A 17,181-nucleotide genomic window follows, 5' to 3' on the forward strand; every position below is an offset into this window, starting at 1 on the left:
CAGGTGCGGGAGTTTGACCTGCCTTTCATCACCGAAGTTGTGCTGGCTGAAGTCACCGCCCGCGTCCGCGACGCGGAGCCGCCGCAAAGCGTGCCTTATTTCCACAACAACGACGAGGCCAGCCTCTTCCTGCGCCTCAAGGGCTACCCGATGCCCGCAGACGGGTAACGTTTCCCAGGCTGGAAACGTCCCGGAAAACACGTGTTTTCCGAGCCGGAATTATCGCATAATTCCGGCCGCTCTGCCGCAGGCGGCACCTTTCAAAGGGCCAGAACCAGCACCAGGATAGACACCACCAGAAGCCCCATGCCCGCCAGTTCGCGCCCCGTGACCTTCTCCTTGAAGAACAGCACAGAGGCCAGCAGCGACAAGAGCAGCTCCACCTGCCCCACTGCCTTCACATAGGCGGCGTTTTGCAGCGTAAAGGCCCAGAACCAGCAGAACGATCCACCCATGCTGGTCAGCCCGACCCAGACCGCCACTTTGCGCGCCTGCCAAACCCGGGCGATCTCACCCTTTTCGCGCAGTCCCAGCCAGACAAGCATGAACAGCGTCTGCAGACTGACCACTGCGGCCAGCGTCACGCCTGCGCGGAACATCGGCTCCAGTTCACCCAGCTGCAGCGACGCCCCGCGGTAGCTGACCGCGGAAAATGCAAACAGCACACCCGACCCCAGCCCCAGCTGCGAGGCGCGGTTGGTTAGGTGCCGCCACCAGGGGCCAGCCGTGTCCGGCGTCTTGGACAGCACCAGCACCGCCGTCAGGCCGATCAGGATCGCCGCCCAGCCGCCAAGGCTGACAGGATCGCCCAGCACTGCCAGCCCGACGATGGCGGTCTGGATCACTTCGGTCTTCTTGAAGGTGATGCCCACCGCAAAATTGCGCTGCTTGAACAGGGCAACGACACAGACGGTGGCCAGGATCTGCGCAGTGCCGCCAATGGCGGCAAACATCCAGAACTTCGGCCCCAGTTCCGGCAGGCTCCGCCCCGAGACCATCAGGTAGGCGGCCAGCCCGGCCAGGATGAACGGTGCGGAATAGACAAACCGGGCGAAGGTGGCTCCGCCCGGCGACAGCGTCACGCTGCTCAGGACCTTCTGCAGCATGAAGCGCACGGTCTGAAAGCTGGCGGCGGCTATGGAAACGGGGATCCAGGCAAACATGCCCCGCTTATGCGCCGTTATTCCCCCTGCTGCCAGAGCGGATGCGGCACCGGGTCCTTGGCCCGCAGCAGGTAGTTGCGGAAAATCTGCAGGTAGTTGCGGTAAATGTACCCGTCATTTGCCGCCAGGAACTCCGCCCGGCGCGCCTGGTAGAGCCGCGGCAGCGCATGCCAGGGCACGCCCGGGTGCATGTGGTGCACGATGTGCAGGTTGTTGTTCAGGAACAGCAGGGCCAGCGGCCCCTTGTCCTCGATCACCACGGTGCGGCCGCGGGCAGTCTCATGCGCACGGTGCTCCAGGAAGGTGCGGATCTTCAGCAGCGCCAGCCCCAGATAGGCACCGGCCATCGCCGCCCACAGCGGCGCAGGCGACTGCACCACGACCCAGACCACCACTGCCAGACCGAGGCCATGCAGCGCCCAGTCGCGGGCAATCCCCGGCTGCCCCTTGCGCATCAGCCGCCAGTCGCCCGCCATGAAACAGAGTTGCCCGATCAGCGGCCCCAGCACCACCCGGCCCAGCAGCGTGTTGTTCACCCGCAACAGCGCCTTGCGCCAGGCAGGCAAGCGCGCCCAGACGCCCGGATCCTGAAAATTGCTCTCGGGGTCATCATAGGGATCCGTCAGCGCTTCATCCTCATGATGCGCCAGATGGGTGTCGCGGAACCGGCCGTAAGGAATTGCCAGGCTCAGCGGAAAGAACATCAGCGCCTCGTTCAGCCAGCGGCTGCGGAACGGGTGCCCGTGCAGCGCCTCATGGGTCAGCGAGGAATGCAGCGCCGCCATCACACCCAGCGCCAGTACCGTCAGCCCCAGGCTCACCTGCGGCAGCAGCCACAGCGCCGCCAGCCAGCCGCCGTGGCAAGCCACGATCAGCGCCAGAGTGCCCCATTCCACGCCCCGCGGCATGTATTCGCTGCACCGCTCAGACATGGCTGCGCCCCCAGCTGATCTTGGCCCAGGCGCGCTCATAGAAAAGATAGACCGTGAACCCGATGCCGGTGTTGACCAGCGCCATCATCCCGCCCGCCTTGACCGAGCCGGTGGCAACCAGCCCCACCAGCGTCATCGTCGCCAGCCCGAGGACGTTCCAGATCACTGCTTTGACAATGGAGCGCCTGCGCGTTTCCATCTTGCCTCCTGAAATTCTTGCTAAGGTCTTGTTTCCAAACTACCGCAGCCGCCGGCTGTGCAGAATTCCGAATGCAGTTAACAAAAACCACCATTCGTGATATTTAGAAACACATGATAGAAAATATCGACAAACGGGTGCGGGCTGAGCAGTTCCGGCAAAGATTGAACAAGGCCCTGCGCGACAGCGGCCTCAGCCAAAGCGCCCTGGCCCGCGCTGTCGGGGTGGACCGCTCCACCATCTCGCAGCTGCTGACGGATGAGGGCGCGCGGCTGCCCAACGCCCATGTGGTCGGCGCCTGCGCTGGCGCGCTTGGGGTCTCCGCCGACTGGCTCCTCAGCCTCTCGGACCGCCCTGAAAGCGCCGCCGAGCTGCTGGCCTCCAGCCTCACCCTCTCCGAGGCCCCGCGCGCGCTGGTCGATGAAAAGATCTTCGACTGGCACCAGGAGGCCGAGGGCTACAAGATCCGCCACGTCCCCGCCGCGCTCCCCGACATGCTGAAAACCCGGGCGCTGCTGGAATGGGAATACGCCCCGCACCTGGGCCGCACCGCAGGCCAGGCCATCGGCGCCTCCGAGGACCGCCTCACCTGGATGCGCCAGTCGCCTTCAGACTACGAAATCGCCCTGCCGCTGTATGAGCTCGACAGCTTTGCCCACGCCGTCGGCTACTACGAGGGCCTGCCACTGGAGATCCGGCTGGAGCAGCTTGACCAGTTCGAACGCCTCTGCGAGCAGCTCTACCCCCGCCTGCGCATCTACCTGTTTGATGCCAAGCGGCTTTACTCTTCACCGATCACGATCTTCGGGCCGCTCCTGTGCGTTTTTTACGCCGGCACCCATTATCTCGCCTTCCGCGACAAGGAGAGGATCGCCACCTTCACCAGCCATTTCGACAACCTGGTGCGCGAGGCCGATATCACCGCACGGCAATTGCCCGGACGGCTGCGCGCGCTCAGGGCGGCGATTTCCTGAACATAGCAGCAGGGCCGCCGGAATTCGGCGCGAATTCCGGCTCGGAAAACACGTGTTTTCCGGGACGTTTCCCGCGCCGGGAAACGTGACCCACCCGTTCAGCCCTGCTTACACCTTCGGATCCGGGTTCTCCGTATGGCCGTCGACGGCAATCACCTGCCCCGAAACCAGCCGCGCCGCGTCCGAGCCGAGGAACACCGCCATATTGGCAATGTCGCTGGCCTCCACGAACCGCCCCATCGAGGTGCCCGACGCATAGCCTGCATAGACCTCATCCCGGGTCATGCCTTTGGCCGCGGCCTCGCGTTCCAGCACGCCTTCCATCCGCGGCCCTTCCACCGCGCCGGGACAGATCACATTGGCGCGGATGCCAAACGGCCCCAGCTCCATCGCCAGCGTCTTCATCAGGCCGATAACGGCCCATTTGGCGGAACAATAAGGCGCCCGGTTCGGGTAGCCGTATTGCCCGGCAGTCGAGGAAGTCACGATGATCGCCCCCGCCTTGGCGGCCTTCATCAAAGGTGCCGCATATTTGGCAGCCAGAAAGCAGCCCTCCAGGTTGACGCTCACGCATTTGCGCCAGTCCTCCAGCGCAATGTCCTCGATCAGCGCGGTCGGCCCGGCAATGCCCGCATTGGCACAGAGCACATCCAAACCGCCCCAGGTTTCAGCGATCTCCGCAAACAACGCCTTGACGCCCGCCTCATCGGTGGCATCCACCGCCGTCGTGCGCCAGCCCTCCGGCACGTCTGCCAGCGCCACCGCGCTGACATCCGTGACCCAGACCTGATGGCCGGCAGCGGCAAAACCCTCGGCCATTGCCCGGCCGATGCCAGACCCGCCGGCGGTGACCAGAACCCGGCTCACTCCTTCAGCGCTCACCGCGGCGCACCAATGGCGCGGCCCAGCCCCTCAGGCGCCGGCAGCGCCGCATGGGCCTCTGCCAGCTTCACCAGATTGGCCTCGATATGCGGCGCAGGCGGCGCCGAGCGGCGGGTCGCAAGGTCCACATGCAGCAGCATATGCTCGCCCGTCGCCAGCAGCCGCTCGCCACAGAACATCTCGTGCCACAGGTGCATCTTCTTGCCCGCGCCCATGATCACCCGGGTCCGCACCTGGATCGGATCGCCCGCGTGCACTTCGTCGATATGGCGGATATGAGTTTCAGCGGTGAAGTAGCTGCCGCCGTTGGCGATATACTCCGCATCGCAGCCGATGATCATCATCAGCCGGTCGGTGGATTGCGCGAACGCGTCCAGATAGCGGCTCTCGGTCATATGGCCGTTGTAATCGGTCCAATCCAGCGGCACCACGCGGCTCTGGGTCAGCACCGGCTGGCTCAGATCGTCCAGACCGTCCATCGCGCGCACCAGCCCGGCCTCACCCTCGCGGTTCAGGTCATGGGCGTTCTGCAGCGCACCGGCGCCCCAGTTGTTGTTGCCCAGCGCCCGCATCATGCCCACCAGGTTGTCGTCCCGGTGCCGCTCCAGCTCGCGGATCGAATACTGGCCGGACTGCTCATCCGACTGGCCTGCAATCAAGTCGACCAGCTCATCTGTGAATTCCGGCACATCCATAAGCTTGGTCCAGGGCCAGCTGAGACAGGGGCCGAACTGCGCCATGAAGTGCTTCATGCCCGCCTCGCCGCCCGCCACCCGGTAGGTCTCAAACAGACCCATCTGTGCCCAGCGGATGCCAAAGCCGTAGCGGATCGCGTTGTCGATCTCCTCGGTGGTGGCGATGCCGTCCTTGACCAGCCACAGCGCCTCGCGCCAGACCGCCTCCAGGAAACGGTCCGCCACATGGGCGTCGATCTCTTTCTTGAGGTGCAGGGGATACATGCCGATGGCAGTGATGATCTCCTTGGCCCGGTCGATGACACCCGCCGGGTTGGCCTCGGTTGTGACCAGCTCTGCCAGCGGCAGCAGGTAGACCGGGTTGAACGGATGCGCGACCACGATCTGGCCGGGGTTCTCACGCCCGTCCTGCAGCTGCGAAGGCTTGAAACCGGAGGTGGACGAGCCGATCACCGCATCCGGCGCGCAATGCGCCTGCAGCTCGGCATAGACCTTCTGTTTCAGGTCCAGCCGCTCCGGCACGCTCTCCTGCACCCACTCGGCACCCTCAACGGCCTCCGCGATGGTTTCATGGAAGGTCAGGCTGCCCTCCGCAGGCAGCGCCACATTGCCCAGGCCGGGCAAGCTCCGGCGGGCATTCCCCAGCACTTCGCCGATCTTGCGCTCCGCTTCCGGGTCCGGGTCAAACACCCGCACGTTCCAGCCGTTCAAAAGGAACCGCGCGGCCCAGCCGCCGCCGATAACCCCGCCGCCGATGATTGCTGCTGTCTTTGTCATCTGAGTACCCTAGTATCCTTCAACCGTGATGACGTTCCCTTGGTCATCCAGTTCTTGCCAAATTCCAAACAGCTGATTCCGCGCCGAACACGTTTTGGTCTCAGCCATGCATTGCCCGCGGCAGTCCGAAGCCTTTGTGCAGGATCTTCCCGCATCGGCAAACGACAGGATGCATTCGTAGGAAACATGCGGATGCTGCAACAGGTAGCTCCCGCCTTGCTCCTCGCACATCTTTTCCTCGCGCACATCCCGCACCGGCCCCGCAGGCTCCGCCTCAGGCAAACAGGCCTGAAGCACCAAACAGAAGGAGAGACTAATCGGGAGGAGACGCATCGCCGTATTGGTGCCTAACCGGTGCACAGGGGGTGTACGGGGGGTGCACGCGTGGCACCCCCTCGAAAATCCGCTTACTTCGCCACCGGCGCGCGCTTGGTCAGCCCCAGCTTCTCGCGCACCTCCTGCGGCCCGATCACCCGCGCGCCCATGTTCGACACAATGGTATTCGCCCGCTCAACCAGCTGCCAGTTTTCCGCCAGCACCCCCTTGTCGAGCCACAGGTTGTCCTCCAGCCCGACCCGCACATTGCCGCCCGCCAGCACCGAGGCCGAGGCATAGGCCATCTGGTTGCGGCCCAGCGCAAAGGCCGAGAATGTCCAATCGGAGGGCACGTTATTGACCATCGCCATGAAGGTATTCAGATCATCCGGCGCGCCCCACGGAACCCCCATGCACAGTTGCACCAGCGCGTTCGGCTCCAGAATCCCCTCTTTTACCAGCTGCTTGGCAAACCACAGGTGGCCGGTGTCAAAGGCCTCGATCTCCGGCTTCACCCCTAGGTCTGTCATCATCTGCCCCATCGCCCGCAGCATGCCCGGCGTGTTGGTCATGACGTAATCGGCCTCGGCAAAGTTCATGGTGCCGCAGTCCAGCGTGCAGATCTCCGGCAGGCACTCCGCCACATGGGCCACCCGCTCCGTTGCCCCGACCATGTCGGTGCCCGCTTCTTTCAGCGGCAGCGGGTTCTCGGTGTCGCCAAACACCATGTCACCGCCCATGCCCGCGGTCAGGTTCAGCACCACATCCACTTCGGCATCGCGGATCCGGTCCGTCACCTCGCGGTAGAGATCCAGCCGGCGGCTCGGCACCCCGGTCTCCGGATCGCGCACATGGCAGTGCACAACGGCGGCGCCAGCCTTGGCCGCGGCGATGGCGCTGTCGGCAATTTGCTTGGGCGAGCGCGGCACATGCGGGCTGCGGTCCTGGGTGCCGCCGGAGCCGGTCACGGCACAGGTGATGAAGACTTCGCGGTTCATTTCCAGAGGCATTTCGCTTTTCCCTTCGATGTACAGGGTTTTGCCACGGGTTATCCCCAGGCTCCTCCCCAGATTCCGATTTGCGCTGACAGCGACTCTGCCGCAGCCTTTTACGGCACAGTTTACACCAGGCGAATCGAAGTTGATGAAATCCGCAAAAAACATCCTGCAGCCCGAGAACCGGCCGCTCAAAACAGCGGTTCTGGTTCTGGACGAATGCAACACGCTGTCCTTTGCCGCTGCAGTGGACCCGATGCGCGCCGCCAACCGGCTGGCCGGGCGGGCCGCCTTTGACTGGGATTACGTCAGCGCCACCGCAGAGCCGCCGATGCTGACCAGCGGCCTCACCGTGCCCAGCTTTCCGCTGGCCCGGCTGCAGGGCTGCGAGCTGTTGATCATTGTTGCGGGCTTCCAGCTGGCGCGTCATGCCACCCCTAGCCTGCTGGCCGGCCTGCGCCGCATTGCCGCCACCGGCGCCACCATCGCAGGCATCGACGGCGGGCCGTGGCTGATGGCCGAAGCCGGGCTGCTGGATGGCCACCCCGCCACCACCCACTGGGAAGACCTGGAAAATTTCTCCGCCCGGTTCCCGGAGGTGGACGCCCGCAACGACCGCTTCACCGTCTCGGATGCCCGCCTGACCTCCGGCGGCGCCACCCCTGCGATCGAGATGATGCTGCACATCATCAGCGCCCGCCACGGTGCCGGCTTTGCCTCCCGCGTCGCCGGGCTGTTCCTGTTCGACGGCCCCGCCGCGCTGCCGCGGCCGCAAAGCCGCCTGGGCAACCGCGGCCACAGTGCGCTCACCGCCAAGGCCAACGCGCTGATGGAGGCTTCGCTGGATGAGCCGCTGCCGCTGGCCCAGATCGCCGAGACCCTGGGCACCAGCCCGCGCAGCCTGCAGCAGCAGTTCCGGCTCAAGCTCAACACCACGCCGCAGGACCACTACCTGCAGCTGCGCCTGGCCGAGGCCCGCCGCCTGGTGACCGACACCGCAATGCCGCTGATGGAGGTGGCTATGGCCACCGGCTTCACCTCGCAGTCGAGCTTTGCCCGCGCCTTCCGCACTGCACATGGCACCTCTGCCCGCGACCTGCGTCAGGAACAGGCCCGCCCGACGGCGCACTAACACCACGCGGGTCAAGGGCCGCGCAGCGGCGGTGCGCAGCACCGTTCACCCTTGACGCGCAATCCTTGAACACACTTGCAAACGCGCTTCAGGGGCAGACCTGCCCCTGAACGCCTCTCAGCAAAACCTTCCGCGTTGCGCCAGCAGCGCCCGGCCCAACCGGCCCAGGGCATGCCCATGCCCGCAGGCCGGGCGGGAGCATCTCCGCCCCTTGGATCAATACGGCATCGGATGCAACCGGTGCGCCGCGTTGATCTCCTCCAACACGTCCTGGCTCAATTCCAGCTCCACCGATTGCAGCAGATGCTCCAATTGCGCCAGACGGGTGGCGCCAAAGATCGCCGAGGCCATGAAGGGCCGCGTCCGGCACCAGGCCAGCGCCATATGCACCGGATCCAGCCCGTGGCGACCCGCAATCTCCAGATAGGCCGCCACCGCATCATAGACCCGCGGGCTGTGGCGTCCGCCCAGTTCCGGGTTGATCGATTTGCGCGAGCCTTCCGGTACCGCCCCGTCCTGGTATTTCCCGGTCAGCAGTCCGGTGCCCAGCGGCGAAAATGCCATCAGGCCGACGTCCTCATTGACGCTCAACTCTGCAAGATCTGTGTCGTACATCCGGCAGACCAGCGAGTACTCGTTCTGGATCGAGGCCAGCCGCGGCCAGCCGCGCTCCTCAGAAATCCGCAGCCATTGCGCGGTGCCCCAGGCGCTCTCGTTGGACAGGCCAAAGGCCCGGATGGTGCCGCGGTCCACCTCACGCTGCAGCGCTTCCAGGCAGTCCTCCATATTGGCCAGAGTCTCCCCGCGGTTCTGGCCGGAGGGGTCATAGCTCCAGTTCTGCCGGAACATGTAGCTGCCCCGGTTCGGCCAGTGAAACTGGTAGAGGTCGATATAATCGGTCTTCAGCCGCTTCAGCGAGGCTTCCACGGTGGGCGCGATGGTCTTGGAGGAAATCGGCGCCCCGTCGCGCACATGTTTCATCCCCTCGCCGGAGTGCTTGGTCGCCAGGATGTAGTCGCCGCGCCGTCCGGTCTTTTCGTTCCAGTTGCCGATGATGCGCTCGCTGTTGCCCAATGTCTCTGCGCTGACCGGGTTCACCGGATACATCTCGGCGGTGTCGACAAAGTTCACACCGTTCGCCAGCGCCATATCAATCTGCGCGTGCGCCTCGTCCTCCGGTGTCTGGGTGCCGAATGTCATCGTGCCCAGGCACAGTTCGGACACCTTCATACCGGTGCGGCCCAACGGGTTCATCTTCATCTTGCGCGCTCCCCTGCTGCGGATCTGCCCGCGACCCTAACCGGCGGGACGGCGAGTGCAAGCGGCTTGCACCCGCAGCGCAAACCCGCCAGCCTGCGGGCAAACCGAGGAAGGGAGATGAGATGCCGCAACAGATCACCAAGGGTGTCAAGGCGCTGCTGGCCGAGGCCAACAGCCTTGTCGAGACCATGAGTGTCGAAGACGCCAAGCAGAAGGTGCTGGACGAGGATTACGTTTTCATCGACCTGCGCGACATTCGCGAACTGCAGCGCAGCGGCATGATCCCCGGCGCGTTCTCCTGCCCGCGCGGCATGCTGGAATTCTGGATCGATCCGGACAGCCCCTACCACAAGCCGGTGTTCAACCAGGACAAGACTTATGTGTTCTACTGCGCCAGCGCCTGGCGCTCTGCCCTGAGCGCCAGGGCGGCGATGGAGATGGGGCTGAAACCGGTGGTGCATCTGGAAGGCGGCTTCACCGAATGGGCCAAGCAGGGCGGCCCGGTGGTCCCACGCGAGGGCTGAGGCGCGCCGCGCAGCCAGGCTCAAGGCGCGGCACCCGGCGGCACTGGCCGTTTGGACGATTGAGAACAAAAGTGGAACATGTTAATCTGGCGGCATGCCGACTCACCTGCTTTCCCGCCGCAGCCACAAACCCCGCCCGGCGCTGACCCTGACAGAGGGGATCGCGCTGGACCTGGCCCGCGTGCATGAGGCCTGCGGCCCCGCCCGCCACAGTTTTGCGCTGTGGCTGGCAGCAGCGGCCCAGGGGCCTGTGCTGTGGCTGTCCCAGCCCCAGGCCGGCAGGCCGCTGAACCCGGCCCAGGCCGCGAGGCCGCTGAACCCGGACGGGATCGCGGAGTATGCCAGCCCTTCCCGGTTCCTGTTCGTGCAAACCGCCCGGGCAGAGGATCTGCTCTGGGCAATGGAAGACGCCCTGCGCGGCGGCGCCGCGCCGCTGGTGGTGGCAGAGCTGGCAGAGCCGCCCGCCATGACCCCGGTGCGGCGGCTGCATCTGGCGGCAGAGGCCGGCGGCCGCTTCGGCCCGGCCCCGCTGGGCCTGCTGCTGACCCCGGGCCAGGGCGGCGCCCAGGGCATCGAAAGCCGCTGGCACCTGGCCCCGGCCCACGGCCTGCCGGCCCATGCGCCCTGCCCCGCCAGCGGCCCGGCGGGCAGCCGCATGTGCTGGGCATTGCAGCGCCTGCGCGCCCGCACCCTGCCGCCGCGCAGCTGGCAGATCACCCGGGCCCGCGCAGGCGGCCCGCTGCAGGCCGCCCCGCTGCCGCCCGGCGCGGCCAGCCTGCAATCCACCCGCTCCGCACACTCCGGAGCACTCCCGCAACCGCAGTCACCGCTGGCTGCGCCAGCGCTGCCCTAGCGGCATTGGGCCCGGCACCGGGCGTTGCCCGGTGCCGGGCCCAACAGGCAAAGGCTTTGCCAAAAGCCGCTGCCTGGCGGGAGAGCCTCCCCGTTCCGCGCCTCACAACGGCACGCGCGAAAGTGAGCAGCCCGCGCCGGCAGATCCGGCTACACTCTGCCTGCAGCTCAAGGCCTGCAAAGGAAACCCGGCTTGGACACATACGGAATGAAGCGGCGCAAACTGCTTGCCTGCCTCAGCGCTGCGATGCTGGCACCGCAGGGGCTGGGTGCAGCGCCCCTGGCATACCAGCTGGTGCCAGAGGCCACCGATGTGCGGTTCACTTTCCTGCTCAGCGGCCAGCCGCAGCACGGGCGCATTCCGGTTGCCGCCGCCCGCATCCTGATTGATCCGGCAGACCTGGCCCGCAGCCAGGCCGATATCACCCTGGACGCCCGCCGTGCCCGCACCGGACTGATCTTTGCCACAGAAGCCCTGAAAGGCCCTGGCATCCTCGACACCGCACGCCACCCGCATATCCGCTTCCGCTCCACCCGCGTCCGGCTGGGGCCGGAGGGGCGGCTGTCGGGCGGCTCCGTGATCAAGGGCGATCTCACCCTGCGCGGAACCACCCGTGAAGTCACCCTGCAGGTCGCGCTCTACCGCCGCCCCGGCAGCGCCCCGGATGATCTGAGGGAGCTGGACGTGCAGCTGTCGGGCCAGCTCAGCCGCGCGGCATACGGCGCCACCGGCTATGCGGATTTGGTTGCCGACCGCGTCACACTTGCCATCAAGGCCCGCATCCGCCGCGCGGGCTGAAACCGCCGTCCGGTGCGGAAAAGCACCGCCGCGCAAAAATACGACATGGCTTTGGCGGAAACCGGCTGGCAATGAAGCGCCAGCCTGTCATGGTCGCAGCGTTATGCGCCTGATCGTCTCCTTTGCCGCCCTGTTCCTGTCCGTCATCCTGCTGCAGCTGTCCACCGGAGGCGTCGGCCCGCTCGATGCCATCTCGGGCCTGACGCTCAACTTCACCAAGGAACAAATCGGCCTCCTCGGCTCGGCCCATTTCTTCGGCTTCTTCATTGGCTGCTGGTGGGCGCCGCGGCTGATGGGCAATGTCGGCCATTCCCGCGCCTTTGCAGTCTGCACCGCGCTGGGGGCGATGGGCCTTTTGGGCCACACGCTGACCGAAAACCCCTATGCCTGGGCGGTGATGCGGATCGCCTCCGGCCTCTGCGTGGCCGGAGCCTATACAGTGATTGAGGCCTGGCTGAACGCCAAAGTCACCAATGAAAACCGCGGCCGGGCCATGGGCACCTATCGGATTGCCGACATGAGCGCCTCGCTGGCGGCGCAGCTGATCATCGCGGTGCTGCCGCCTGCGGTTTACATCTCCTATAATCTGCTGGCTGTGGTGTGCTGTGCGGCCCTGCTGCCGCTCACGCTGACCAAGGCCAGCCAGCCGGAAACCCCCGACGCTCCACGGCTGCGGCCCAAGCTGGCATGGCGCTGCTCGCCGCTGGCGGTGGCCGGCGTGATCGTGTCGGCGCTCAGCTCCGCCTCCTTCCGGATGGTCGGCCCGGTTTATGGCCAGGAGGTTGGGCTGGAGATCGGCCAGATCGCCTTCTTCCTTGCCTCTTTCGTCCTGGGCGGCGCGCTGGCGCAGTATCCAATGGGCTGGCTCGCCGACAAATACGACCGCCGCTGGGTGCTGATCTGGCTGTCCAGCATCGCCATCCTCAGCTGCGGCATTACCATGGCTGCCAGCGGCACAGGCACCCTGGGTGTGATGCTGGCAGCCGGCTTCTTCGGCTTCACCACCTTCCCGATCTTCTCGGTCTCTGCCGCCCACGCCAACGACTTTGCCACCTCTGCCGAACGGGTTGAGCTGTCGGCGGCGCTGATGTTCTGGTACGCGCTTGGCGCCATCGCCTCGCCCTATGTGTCCTCGGCGCTGATCGACAGCTTCGGCCCGGCGGCCCTGTTTGCCTATGTCGCCTGCGGCCACGTGGCTCTGATCGCTTTTGGCCTCAGCCGGATGAAAGTCCGCGCCAGCCCCGCAGAGCGCACCAATTATGTCTATGCGCCGCGGACATCTTTCACCATCGGGCGCCTGCTGAAACGCTCGCGCGAGGGGCGTGAATAAAGGTCAGCTTTACTGTCCGAATGTTTCGCGCGCGAAACATTCGGACAGAACCATTGACCCTTTAAAGGTTTGTTTACGAACAGCTTTCAAAGCCAAGAACTGCAGCGGCGGCAGTGGCGTGCCCATTGCCCGGCCCGCAGAGGGCGGCGAAATTGCCCGCCCGCCCTGCCGCTGCGCGCGGCCCGTCGCACAGCAGGGGTTTCCGCCGCCCGCGCCATGCGCTAGACGGGCCTTTGACGCATTACCTGGATGGATGGCATGGCACGTATTCTGATCACTTCGGCGCTTCCCTACATCAACGGGATCAAGCATCTGGGCAACCTGGTGGGCAGCCAGTTGCCGGCAGATCTTTACGCCCGTTACAACCGGGGCCGCGGGAATGAGGTGATGTTCCTGTGCGCCACCGACGAACACGGAACGCCGGCAGAACTGGCTGCCGCCAAGGCAGGTAAGCCGGTTGCGGACTACTGCGCCGAAATGCACGAGGTGCAGACGGATATCGCGCAGCGCTTCGGCCTGTCGTTCGACCATTACGGCCGCTCCTCCAGCCCGCAGAACCATGCGCTGACCCAGCATTTTGCAGGCAAGCTGGCGGACGCCGGGCTGATCTCCGAAGTCAGTGAAAAGCAGGTCTACTCCAATGCCGATGGCCGCTTCCTGCCCGACCGCTATATCGAGGGCACCTGCCCCAACTGCGGCTACGAGAAGGCGCGCGGCGACCAGTGCGAGGAATGCACCAAGCAGCTGGACCCCACCGACCTGATCAACCCGCGCTCCGCGATCTCCGGCTCCACAGACCTGGAAGTGCGTGAGACCAAGCACCTGTTCCTGCGCCAGTCGGCGATGCGCGATCAGCTGGATGCCTGGATCGATACCAAGAAGGACTGGCCGGTCCTGACCACCTCCATCGCCAAGAAGTGGCTGCATGACGGCGACGGCCTGCAGGACCGCGGCATCACCCGCGATCTGGACTGGGGTGTGCCGGTCAAGAAGGGCGGCGCCGACTGGCCGGGCATGGAGGGCAAGGTCTTCTATGTCTGGTTCGATGCGCCGATCGAATATATTGCCGCTGCTGGTGAATGGGCCGAAAAGCATGGGCTTGCAGACGCCGACTGGCAGCGCTGGTGGCGCACCGACAAGGGCGCCGAGGACGTCAAATACGTCCAGTTCATGGGCAAGGACAACGTGCCCTTCCACACCCTGTCGTTCCCGGCCACCATTCTGGGCTCGGGCGAGCCGTGGAAGATGGTCGATCACCTGAAGAGCTTCAACTACCTGAACTATGACGGCGGCCAATTCTCCACCTCGCAGGGCCGCGGCGTGTTCATGGACCAGGCGCTGGAGATCCTGCCCGCCGACTACTGGCGCTGGTGGCTGCTGAGCCATGCACCCGAAAGCTCCGACTCCGAATTCACCTGGGAGAACTTCCAGCAGTCGGTGAACAAGGATCTGGCGGACGTTCTGGGCAACTTCGTCAGCCGCATCACCAAGTTCTGCCGCTCCAAGTTCGGTGAGGAAGTCCCGGAAGGCGGCGAATACGGCGCGCAGGAGCAGGCGCTGATCGACGAGCTGACCACCCGCATCCGCGCCTATGAGGGCCACATGGAAGCGATGGAAGTGCGTAAATCGGCGCAGGAGCTGCGCGCGATCTGGGTTGCCGGCAATGAATACCTGCAATCCGCCGCCCCCTGGTCGGTGTTCAAGGAAGACCCCGAACGCGCCGCCGCGCAGGTGCGGTTGGGCCTCAATCTGATCCGGCTTTATGCGGTGCTGTCGGCACCGTTCATCCCGCACGCCTCGGACACGCTGATGGCAGCGCTGAACTCGGACGACCGCAGCTGGCCGGAAGACGTGGCGGTGGCGCTTTCCGCCCTGCCCGCAGGCCATGGCTTCACCGTGCCGGAAGTGCTGTTTGCCAAGATCACCGACGAGCAGAGCGAGGAATGGCAGGAGCGTTTCTCCGGCACCCGTGCCTGACGCACCGGACATTGACTGACACGAAGGCCGCCCCGTGGGCGGCCTTTTTTGTTTGCCATCCCCTTGCCACCGCGCAAAATTTATTTCCGACTAAAAAACTCGGATTGACATAGGTGAGTAAATAAATCAGGTATACAGCATTCCAGCCAGCCTGACTCGGATCGGGCGAGCCCGAGTGACATAGAATCAACCGAGATCGCCCCCATGCCGACCAGTGCGCGCCGCCCCAGCGGCCCTGATATCAAGGAACCGGAGTCCGAGGACATGCGCCAGCTGTGGCCGCAGGTCTTTGCTCCCTCCGGCGCATTGTCTGGCTTTTGTCTGGAATGGCTTCTGGACAGGGCGGAATTCAGCGATGGGCGCACGTCATGAACCAGATTACTTCCAAACCTGTCCCCACTGAGGCCACCGCCGAGGTGTTCCCGACCTATCACGCCGAGGACCTGACCCGCGGCGGCACCCAGGCCCGTATCCTGTTGAACGGCCAGATCTATTCGCTGCGCATCACCCGCGCAGGCAAGCTGATCCTGACCAAATGAGCGCCGCCTCCCATCCCCGCGGCGGTGTGACCGTCGGCACCCTGTCGGAGTTGCCGCCGCTGGAGGCCGGCGCGGTGATCTATCTGCGCCACTGGTTCTCCGGTTCCGAAACCCGCGCGCAGATGCGCCGTGATTTTGAGGTGAACTTCGGCCCGGAAATGGCGGAATCTGCCTTTGAGGCCTTTGGTTACTTGTGCAATTTCTGCGCCGCCCATGGCCGCCGCCCGCTGGTGCGCCACGGCATGACCTGCAACTGCCTGGGCGCTGATGAAAACTGCTTTGCCAACCTGCTCGCCTCAGCCGCGGAGGGCCAGAAGGACGACGCCCATGTTCTCGCCTCGCTGATCGTCACACCGCGTAAGGCGCCGGAACTGGCGAAACTTGCCTCTGACTGCGGGCTGCTGATGCAGCAGATCATGGGGCTGCAGCTGCCTGTGCAGACGGACCGCCCCGCCTCTGCCACCCTTCATTGAACACAGAACAAAACCAAGGACTTAGCTGATGAAATCTGTCTTTCTCGCGGGCACTGCCCTCGCCGGTCTCACCCTTGGCACCACCGCTGCCCTTGCTGCTGACAAAGCCGCGGTGCTGACCAACTACGCCAACATCGCCGAGGCGAAATACCAGGACAGCCTGGCAACAGCACAGGTGCTCAAGGCCGCCGTTGCGGCGCTGGTGGTGCAACCGTCGGCAGAGAACCTGGAGGCCGCCCGCGCCGCCTGGATCGCGGCGCGCGTGCCCTATCAGCAGTCCGAAGTGTTCCGGTTCGGCAATGCCATTGTCGACGACTGGGAAGGCAAAGTGAACGCCTGGCCGCTGGACGAAGGGCTGATCGACTATGTCGACGCTTCCTACGGCGGCCCAACTGACGAAAACACCCTGGCGGCGCTGAATGTGATCGCCAACCCCAGCTTCGAGCTGTCGGGCCAGGCCATCGACGCCACCAAAATCACCCCGGGCCTGCTGGAAGGTGCCCTGCATGAAGCCGACGGGGTCGAGGCAAACGTGGCCACCGGCTACCACGCCATCGAATTCCTGCTTTGGGGCCAGGACCTGAAGGGGACAGAACACGGCGCAGGCGACCGGCCCTGGACCGACTATGCAGCGGGCGACACCTGCACCGGCGGCAATTGCGACCGCCGCGGCGAATACCTGCAGGCCGCCACCGACCTGCTGATCTCCGACCTGGAGTGGATCGCCGCGCAATGGGGCGAGGCCGGCGAGGCCCGCACCGCGCTGCTGGCGGATGAGGACGCAGGCATTACCGCAATGCTGAACGGCATGGGCTCGCTGTCTTATGGCGAGCAGGCGGGCGAGCGGATGCGCCTGGGCCTGATGCTGAACGACCCGGAGGAAGAGCACGACTGCTTCTCCGACAACACCCACAACAGCCACTACTATGACGGGCTGGGTGTGCAGAACGTCTATCTGGGTGAATACGTGCGGGTGAACGGCGAACTGGTGTCCGGCCCCTCCCTGTCCGATCTGGTTGCTGCCAAGGACGCGGATCTGGACGCCGAGATGCGCGGCAAGCTGTCCACCACAATGATGGCGCTTGGCCGCATCAAGACCGCTGCCGAAGCAGGCCTGTCCTATGACCAGATGCTGGCACAGGGCAATGCGGCCGGCGAAGCGCTGGTGATGGGCGGCGTCAACGGGCTGATCGACCAGACCCGCTCCATTGAGCGTGTGGTTTCCACCCTCAAACTGGACGGTGTTGCCATCGAAGGCTCCGACAGCCTGGACAACCCCGCCGCCGTCTTCAACTGATCGCTTTCAAGCCACAGAAGCACCCCCGTGAAGGGCCGCATTTCCCGCGGCCCTTCATGCGCAGCC

18 protein-coding genes and 1 pseudogene are annotated in these 17,181 nt (G+C 65.2%); 12 read left to right on the forward strand and 7 right to left on the reverse strand.

Annotation, left to right across the window (positions count from 1 at the left end; translation table 11 throughout):
* A pseudogene (locus tag RA24_RS22695) lies at positions 1 to 168 on the forward strand (DNA mismatch repair protein MutT); the annotation flags it as partial.
* A gap of 92 nt (positions 169 to 260) precedes the next feature.
* On the opposite strand, the gene RA24_RS01410 reads toward RA24_RS22695, so the two are convergent.
* The 3 genes from RA24_RS01410 to RA24_RS01420 are packed head-to-tail and all read right to left on the reverse strand — an operon-like array spanning position 261 to position 2,294.
* Positions 261 to 1,163 (reverse strand): EamA family transporter, encoded by a 903-nt coding sequence (locus RA24_RS01410; protein ID WP_039150010.1) that lies wholly within the window; start codon positions 1,161 to 1,163, stop codon positions 261 to 263.
* 17 nt (positions 1,164 to 1,180) lie between these two features.
* Positions 1,181 to 2,095 carry a fatty acid desaturase gene (locus RA24_RS01415; protein WP_039189277.1) on the reverse strand — a complete coding sequence of 305 codons (915 nt, stop codon included), beginning with the start codon at positions 2,093 to 2,095 and terminating at the stop codon, positions 1,181 to 1,183.
* Positions 2,088 to 2,294, reverse strand: a complete 207-nt coding sequence (locus tag RA24_RS01420; RefSeq protein WP_019296553.1) for a DUF2061 domain-containing protein — start codon at positions 2,292 to 2,294, stop codon at positions 2,088 to 2,090. The genes RA24_RS01415 and RA24_RS01420 overlap by 8 nt, the downstream gene beginning before the upstream one ends.
* Positions 2,295 to 2,407: 113 nt before the next feature.
* Here RA24_RS01420 and RA24_RS01425 point away from each other — a divergent pair, with 113 nt between their 5' ends.
* Positions 2,408 to 3,268, forward strand: a complete 861-nt coding sequence (locus tag RA24_RS01425; protein WP_019296552.1) for a helix-turn-helix domain-containing protein — start codon at positions 2,408 to 2,410, stop codon at positions 3,266 to 3,268.
* Between the two features lie 108 nt (positions 3,269 to 3,376).
* On the opposite strand, the gene RA24_RS01430 is transcribed toward RA24_RS01425, so the two are convergent.
* The 3 genes from RA24_RS01430 to RA24_RS01445 form a co-directional block, all read right to left on the reverse strand.
* Positions 3,377 to 4,150: an SDR family oxidoreductase gene (locus RA24_RS01430; RefSeq protein ID WP_039189280.1), complete on the reverse strand. Its 774-nt coding sequence runs from the start codon at positions 4,148 to 4,150 to the stop codon at positions 3,377 to 3,379.
* Complete coding sequence (locus RA24_RS01435; protein WP_039173337.1) at positions 4,147 to 5,622, reverse strand: carnitine 3-dehydrogenase; 1,476 nt, start codon at positions 5,620 to 5,622, stop codon at positions 4,147 to 4,149. The genes RA24_RS01430 and RA24_RS01435 overlap by 4 nt, the downstream gene beginning before the upstream one ends.
* 407 nt (positions 5,623 to 6,029) lie before the next feature.
* Positions 6,030 to 6,947 (reverse strand): 3-keto-5-aminohexanoate cleavage protein, encoded by a 918-nt coding sequence (locus RA24_RS01445; protein WP_039173335.1) that lies wholly within the window; start codon positions 6,945 to 6,947, stop codon positions 6,030 to 6,032.
* A 133-nt stretch (positions 6,948 to 7,080) separates the two neighbouring features.
* Between RA24_RS01445 and RA24_RS01450 the strand changes: the two genes are divergently transcribed.
* A complete protein-coding gene (locus RA24_RS01450; RefSeq protein WP_039189283.1) occupies positions 7,081 to 8,064 on the forward strand; it encodes a GlxA family transcriptional regulator in 984 nt (327 codons plus the stop codon).
* A gap of 216 nt (positions 8,065 to 8,280) precedes the next feature.
* Here RA24_RS01450 and RA24_RS01455 read toward each other — a convergent pair whose 3' ends face one another.
* A complete protein-coding gene (locus tag RA24_RS01455; protein WP_039189286.1) occupies positions 8,281 to 9,324 on the reverse strand; it encodes an aldo/keto reductase in 1,044 nt (347 codons plus the stop codon).
* 122 nt (positions 9,325 to 9,446) lie between these two features.
* Here RA24_RS01455 and RA24_RS01460 point away from each other — a divergent pair, with 122 nt between their 5' ends.
* The 9 genes from RA24_RS01460 to RA24_RS01490 all read left to right on the forward strand — a co-directional run bounded on the left by RA24_RS01460 (position 9,447) and on the right by RA24_RS01490 (position 17,115).
* Positions 9,447 to 9,848, forward strand: coding sequence for a rhodanese-like domain-containing protein (locus tag RA24_RS01460; RefSeq protein ID WP_019294924.1), 402 nt, complete (start codon positions 9,447 to 9,449; stop codon positions 9,846 to 9,848).
* Positions 9,849 to 9,942: 94 nt separating this feature from the next.
* Entirely contained in the window at positions 9,943 to 10,701 is a 759-nt protein-coding gene (locus RA24_RS01465) for an ImuA family protein (protein ID WP_241477419.1), read from the forward strand.
* A gap of 192 nt (positions 10,702 to 10,893) precedes the next feature.
* Positions 10,894 to 11,499, forward strand: a complete 606-nt coding sequence (locus tag RA24_RS01470; RefSeq protein WP_241480877.1) for a YceI family protein — start codon at positions 10,894 to 10,896, stop codon at positions 11,497 to 11,499.
* Positions 11,500 to 11,602: 103 nt separating this feature from the next.
* Positions 11,603 to 12,829, forward strand: coding sequence for an MFS transporter (locus RA24_RS01475; protein WP_019297513.1), 1,227 nt, complete (start codon positions 11,603 to 11,605; stop codon positions 12,827 to 12,829).
* Positions 12,830 to 13,087: 258 nt separating this feature from the next.
* Entirely contained in the window at positions 13,088 to 14,806 is a 1,719-nt protein-coding gene (metG, locus tag RA24_RS01480) for a methionine--tRNA ligase (RefSeq protein WP_039189290.1), read from the forward strand.
* A gap of 204 nt (positions 14,807 to 15,010) precedes the next feature.
* Positions 15,011 to 15,178 (forward strand): hypothetical protein, encoded by a 168-nt coding sequence (locus RA24_RS22410; protein WP_175393028.1) that lies wholly within the window; start codon positions 15,011 to 15,013, stop codon positions 15,176 to 15,178.
* Positions 15,175 to 15,345, forward strand: coding sequence for a hemin uptake protein HemP (gene hemP / locus RA24_RS21875; protein ID WP_019297511.1), 171 nt, complete (start codon positions 15,175 to 15,177; stop codon positions 15,343 to 15,345). Before RA24_RS22410 ends, hemP begins: the two co-directional genes overlap by 4 nt.
* The gene (locus RA24_RS01485) at positions 15,342 to 15,818 is read left to right on the forward strand and encodes a hypothetical protein (protein ID WP_019297510.1); all 477 of its coding nucleotides are present in this window, start codon (positions 15,342 to 15,344) and stop codon (positions 15,816 to 15,818) included. Before hemP ends, RA24_RS01485 begins: the two co-directional genes overlap by 4 nt.
* Positions 15,819 to 15,846: 28 nt before the next feature.
* Entirely contained in the window at positions 15,847 to 17,115 is a 1,269-nt protein-coding gene (locus RA24_RS01490) for an imelysin family protein (RefSeq protein ID WP_039189293.1), read from the forward strand.
* Positions 17,116 to 17,181: the final 66 nt, after the last annotated feature.

The sequence above is a fragment of the Leisingera sp. ANG-M6 genome (assembly GCF_000813905.1).
Classification (GTDB): domain Bacteria; phylum Pseudomonadota; class Alphaproteobacteria; order Rhodobacterales; family Rhodobacteraceae; genus Leisingera.

Bases quoted from the DNA above. Each gene is read 5' to 3' on its own strand.
- RA24_RS01460 (WP_019294924.1), top strand. From the start codon at position 9,447: ATGCCGCAACAGATCACCAAGGGTGTCAAGGCGCTGCTGGCCGAGGCC.
- hemP (WP_019297511.1), top strand. From the start codon at position 15,175: ATGAACCAGATTACTTCCAAACCTGTCCCCACTGAGGCCACCGCCGAG.
- RA24_RS01425 (WP_019296552.1), top strand. From the start codon at position 2,408: ATGATAGAAAATATCGACAAACGGGTGCGGGCTGAGCAGTTCCGGCAA.
- RA24_RS01445 (WP_039173335.1), bottom strand. From the start codon at position 6,947: ATGCCTCTGGAAATGAACCGCGAAGTCTTCATCACCTGTGCCGTGACC.
- RA24_RS01455 (WP_039189286.1), bottom strand. From the start codon at position 9,324: ATGAAGATGAACCCGTTGGGCCGCACCGGTATGAAGGTGTCCGAACTG.
- RA24_RS01410 (WP_039150010.1), bottom strand. From the start codon at position 1,163: ATGTTTGCCTGGATCCCCGTTTCCATAGCCGCCGCCAGCTTTCAGACC.
- RA24_RS22410 (WP_175393028.1), top strand. From the start codon at position 15,011: ATGCCGACCAGTGCGCGCCGCCCCAGCGGCCCTGATATCAAGGAACCG.
- RA24_RS01475 (WP_019297513.1), top strand. From the start codon at position 11,603: ATGCGCCTGATCGTCTCCTTTGCCGCCCTGTTCCTGTCCGTCATCCTG.
- metG (WP_039189290.1), top strand. From the start codon at position 13,088: ATGGCACGTATTCTGATCACTTCGGCGCTTCCCTACATCAACGGGATC.
- RA24_RS01465 (WP_241477419.1), top strand. From the start codon at position 9,943: ATGCCGACTCACCTGCTTTCCCGCCGCAGCCACAAACCCCGCCCGGCG.
- RA24_RS01485 (WP_019297510.1), top strand. From the start codon at position 15,342: ATGAGCGCCGCCTCCCATCCCCGCGGCGGTGTGACCGTCGGCACCCTG.
- RA24_RS01415 (WP_039189277.1), bottom strand. From the start codon at position 2,095: ATGTCTGAGCGGTGCAGCGAATACATGCCGCGGGGCGTGGAATGGGGC.
- RA24_RS01435 (WP_039173337.1), bottom strand. From the start codon at position 5,622: ATGACAAAGACAGCAGCAATCATCGGCGGCGGGGTTATCGGCGGCGGC.
- RA24_RS01450 (WP_039189283.1), top strand. From the start codon at position 7,081: ATGAAATCCGCAAAAAACATCCTGCAGCCCGAGAACCGGCCGCTCAAA.
- RA24_RS01490 (WP_039189293.1), top strand. From the start codon at position 15,847: ATGAAATCTGTCTTTCTCGCGGGCACTGCCCTCGCCGGTCTCACCCTT.
- RA24_RS01420 (WP_019296553.1), bottom strand. From the start codon at position 2,294: ATGGAAACGCGCAGGCGCTCCATTGTCAAAGCAGTGATCTGGAACGTC.